At 73.4% G+C, this 4503-nt stretch carries 4 protein-coding genes and 1 pseudogene; 3 read left to right on the plus strand and 2 right to left on the minus strand.

What is annotated here, in order from left to right; translation table 11 throughout:
- The 3 genes and pseudogenes from EYA84_RS33650 to rdgB form a co-directional block, all read left to right on the plus strand.
- Positions 1–332, plus strand: a pseudogene (locus tag EYA84_RS33650) (hypothetical protein); the annotation flags it as partial.
- 82 nt (positions 333–414) lie between these two features.
- Positions 415–1140 (plus strand): ribonuclease PH, encoded by a 726-nt coding sequence (gene rph, locus EYA84_RS27290; protein WP_131056641.1) that lies wholly within the window; start codon positions 415–417, stop codon positions 1138–1140.
- Positions 1141–1255: 115 nt separating this feature from the next.
- The gene (gene rdgB, locus EYA84_RS27295; protein WP_131056644.1) at positions 1256–1873 is read left to right on the plus strand and encodes an RdgB/HAM1 family non-canonical purine NTP pyrophosphatase; all 618 of its coding nucleotides are present in this window, start codon (positions 1256–1258) and stop codon (positions 1871–1873) included.
- 67 nt (positions 1874–1940) lie between these two features.
- Here the strand turns inward: rdgB and hutH are convergent, their stop codons facing one another.
- Entirely contained in the window at positions 1941–3476 is a 1536-nt protein-coding gene (hutH, locus tag EYA84_RS27300) for a histidine ammonia-lyase (RefSeq protein ID WP_131056646.1), read from the minus strand.
- Positions 3473–4503: imidazolonepropionase (gene hutI, locus EYA84_RS27305; protein WP_131056648.1), on the minus strand; the 1031-nt coding region annotated here is incomplete at its 5' end. The genes hutH and hutI, both read right to left, overlap by 4 nt.

A 4503-nucleotide genomic window follows, 5' to 3' on the forward strand; every position in this document is an offset into this window, starting at 1 on the left:
GGCCGTACCCTCCGGCGTTCGTGCCGCACCCGCCGGGCGCCTGGGCACCCCCGCCGGGCCCCGGAGCGTACGGTCCTCCGCCACGCCCCGGACCGTTCCCACCGGCGCCGGCACCGCGTCAGCGGCCCCGCACCGGCCTGGTGGTGGGTCTCCTGATCGGTGTCGCCGCGTTGCTGCTCGCGCTCTGCTGCTGCGGCGTGTTCGCCTACCGGGGGTGGTACCAACCGCGTCAGCTTCAGGAACAGCGGGAGGAGTTGGTCGAGACGGCCGGCGTGCCGCCGGGGTCCACCGTGTCGACCGTTCGGCGAGCGACAGGCGGGTCGGCCTGGTGACCCTGGTCGTCGGTCGGCACGACCGAGTCGCCCCGACGGCACCCGGGGACGGTCCGATCGTGGCACCGCATAGGGTGCAGGCATGGCGCGACCTGACGGGCGGGAGCCCGACCGACTCCGACCGGTGACCCTGACCCGTGGCTGGAGCAGCCACCCGGAAGGCTCCGTGCTGGTGGAGTTCGGCGCGACCCGGGTGCTCTGCACGGCGAGCGTCACCGAGGGCGTACCCCGCTGGCGCCGGGGCTCCGGGCTGGGTTGGGTCACCGCCGAGTACGCGATGCTGCCCCGTGCCACGAACACCCGTTCCGACCGGGAGAGCGTCAAGGGGCGGGTCGGTGGGCGTACCCACGAGATCTCCCGGCTGATCGGTCGGAGCCTGCGCGCGGGCATCGACCTCAAGGCCCTCGGCGAGAACTCGATCGTGCTGGACTGCGACGTCCTGCAGGCCGACGGCGGCACCCGGACCGCCGCGATCACCGGCGCGTACGTGGCGTTGCACGACGCGGTGAGCTGGCTCGCCGACCGCAAGGCCCTGGCCGGCAAGACGGAGAAGGTGATGCACCGGTCGGTGTCGGCGGTCAGTGTCGGTGTGGTGTCCGGTGAGCCGCGCCTGGACCTGTGCTATGACGAGGACGTGGCCGCCGAGGTCGACATGAACGTGGTCTGCACCGGCACCGGGGACTTCGTCGAGGTGCAGGGCACCGGTGAGGCCGGCGTCTTCGCCCGCGAGCAACTGGACGCGCTGCTCGACCTGGCGGTCGCCGGCTGTCTGGACCTGGCCGAAGCCCAGCGCGCGGCTCTCCTGTGAGGGCCGTCGCGAGCGAACGTGAGCTTGCGAGCCCCACAGTCGCGAACGAAAGGTGACTCCGTGAGTGCGAGGAGTGAGCTTGCGAGCCCCACAGTCGCGAACGAAAGGTGACTCCGTGAACAAGGTCCTGCTCGCCACCCGGAACCGCAAGAAGCTCGTCGAGCTGCAGCGGATCCTCGACGGTGCGCTCGGCGCGCACCGGGTCGCCCTGATCGGGCTCGACGACGTCGAGGCGTACCCGGAGCTGCCGGAGACCGGGCTGACCTTCGGCGAGAACGCGCTGATCAAGGCGCGGGAGGGCTGTCGGCGTACGGGTCTGCCCACCGTCGCCGACGACTCCGGGCTGGCCGTGGACGCGCTCAACGGCATGCCGGGCGTGTTCAGCGCCCGCTGGGCCGGGCGGCACGGTGACGACCAGGCCAACCTCCAGCTCGTCCTGGACCAGATCGGCGACGTGCCGGACGAGCACCGGGGCGCCTCCTTCGTCTGCACGATCGCGTTGGTGCTGCCCGGTGGCAAGGAGCACCTCGTGGACGGCCGTCAGGCGGGTCGGGTGCTGCGTGCCCCGCGTGGTGAGGGCGGTTTCGGCTATGACCCGATCTTCCTGGGTGACGGTCAGGACCGCACCAACGCCGAGCTGACCCCGCAGGAGAAGGACGGGGTCAGCCACCGGGGCAAGGCCCTGCGCGAGCTGGCCGCCCTGATCGCGAAGGTCCTCCCCGCAACTCCCTGACCCACCACCAAGGTCGCCGCCCGGCCCGTCCGGGCCAGGGCCGGCTCTGCGCGGGCCAGCCGCACAGTCAGGTCAGGGGGCCGATCTCGGCCTCGATGGCGGTGCGCAGCGCGGGGCCGGACACCACGTCCCGGGCCGCCTCCATCAGCGGGGCGAGGAAGACGTCCGGGCCGGGTGGGCCGGCGACTCCGCCGAGGGCGGCGATCGCCGCCTGTCCGGCCGGGGACGGCGTCAGCGGGGCCCGGAGCTGGAGTCCGCGTACGGCGGCGAGCAGTTCCACCGCGAGCAGGCTGGTCAGGTTGTCCAGGACCGTCCGCAGCTTCTTGGTCGCCGCCCAGCCCATCGAGACGTGGTCCTCCTGCATGCCGCTGGTGGGCAGCGAGTCCACCGAGGCGGGCGCGGCCAGCCGCCGGTTCTCCGCCACGATCCCGGCGGCGGTGTACTGGGCGATCATCAGCCCGGAGTTGACCCCCGCGTCGGGGGAGAGGAAGGCGGGCAGGTCCCGCGAGCGGGTCACGTCGAGCAGCCGGTCGACCCGACGTTCGGAGATCGCACCCACCTCGGACGCGGCGATGGCCAGGTAGTCCGCCGCGAAGCCCAGCGGGGCGCCGTGGAAGTTCCCGGTCGACTCGACCCGCCCGTCCGGCAGCACCACCGGGTTGTCCACCACGGACACCAGTTCCCGGCCAGCGACCGTCCGGACGAAGTCCAGCGTGTCCCGGGCCGCTCCGGCGACCTGGGGCGCGCACCGCATCGAGTAGGCGTCCTGCACCGCGTGGGCCAGGTCGTCGCGGTGCGAGTCCATCACCGCCGAGTTCTGCAACAAGCGGTGGATGTTGGCCGCCGAGACGCCCTGCCCGGGATGCGGGCGGATGGCGTGCAGCTCCGGGCGGAACGGCCGCTCGGAGCCGAGCATCGCCTCGATCGCCAGGGCGGCGGTCACGTCGGCCATGGTGAACAGGTGGGCGGCGTCGTGGATCGCCAGCAGCAGCATGCCGAGCATGCCGTCGGTGCCGTTGATCAGTGCCAGTCCCTCCTTGGCGGCCAGCTCCACCGGAGCGAGACCGGCCTGCCGCAACGCGTCGGCGGCGGGCCGCCGCTCCCCGGCCGGGCCGAGCACCCAACCCTCGCCGAGCAGCACCAGCGCGCAGTGCGCCAGCGGTGCCAGGTCGCCGGAGGCACCCAGCGAGCCGTGCTCCGGCACCCACGGCGTCACGTCGTGGTTGAGCAGGTCGACCAGGGCCTCGGCGACCAGCGGCCGTACCCCGGAGTGGCCCAGCGCCAGCGAACGGACCCGCAGCAGCATCATCGCCCGCACCACCTCGCGGGGCATCGCCGCGCCGACGCCCGCCGCGTGCGAGCGGATCAGCGCGTGCTGGAGTTCGGCACGTCGCTCGGGGGCGACGAACGTGTTGGCGAGCGCGCCGAAGCCGGTGGAGACGCCATACACCGGACGACCGGCGGCCTCGATGCCGTCCACGATGGACCGGCTGGTCGCCATCGCGGCGATCGTGGCCGGGTCGAGCACGACGGTGGCGGCACCGCGCGCCACGGCGAGCACGTCGGCGGGACAGACCCCGGTGGGTTCGATGGTGACGGTCATCGTGGCACTCCGTTGCGCAGGACCTGGCGGATGAGGGGTACTCCCGGCCGGTAGGCCAGGTGCAGGTGGGACGGGGCGTCGAGGATCATCAGGTCGGCCCGTGCACCGGGCCGCAGCACGCCGACGTCGGTGCGGCGCAACGCCTGCGCGCCGCCTGCGGTGGCGGCCCACACCGCCTCCGCCGGGGTCATCCGCATTTCGCGGACGGCCAACGCGACACAGAACGGCATCGACGACGTGTACGACGAACCGGGGTTGCAGTCGGTGGCGAGGGCGACGGTGACCCCGGCGTCGAGCAGCCGACGCGCGTCCGGATACGGCGACCGGGTGGAGAACTCGGCACCCGGCAGCAGCGTGGCGACCGTGCTGCCCTCGCTGGCTGCCAGCGCGTCCACGTCGGCGTCGTCCAGGTGCGTGCAGTGGTCCACACTGGCCGCGCCGAGTTCCACCCCCAGGCGTACCCCCGGGCCGGGGCCGAGTTGGTTGGCGTGCACCCGTACGCCGAGACCGGCCGCCTGTCCGCAGGTCAGGATCGCCCGCGCGTGGTCGGCGTCGAACGCGCCCCGCTCGCAGAACACGTCGATCCACCGGGCGTACGGCGCGGCGGCGGCCAACATCGGCCCACAGACCAGCCCCACGTACTCGTCGGGCCGGTCGGCGTACTCGGTCGGCACCACGTGCGCGCCGAGGAACGTGGTCTCCTCGGTCACCTCGGCGGCGATCCGCACCGAGCGGGCCTCGTCGGCGACGGTGAGGCCGTACCCACTCTTGATCTCGATCGTGGTGGTGCCCTGCCGCAACGCCTCGTCGTGCAGTCGGCGCACGGTGGCGCGGAGCTGCCCGTCGGTGGCCGACCGGGTGGCGCCCACGGTGGTCCGGATGCCACCACCGGTGTACGGCTGCCCGGCCATCCGGGCCGCGAACTCCGTCGCCCGGTCCCCGGCGAAGACCAGGTGCGCGTGACTGTCCACGAACCCGGGCAGCACCGCCGCGCCGTCGGCGTCGATCCGCCGGTCCGCAGCCGGCG

Source organism: Verrucosispora sp. SN26_14.1, assembly GCF_004307965.1.
Lineage (GTDB): Bacteria > Actinomycetota > Actinomycetes > Mycobacteriales > Micromonosporaceae > Micromonospora.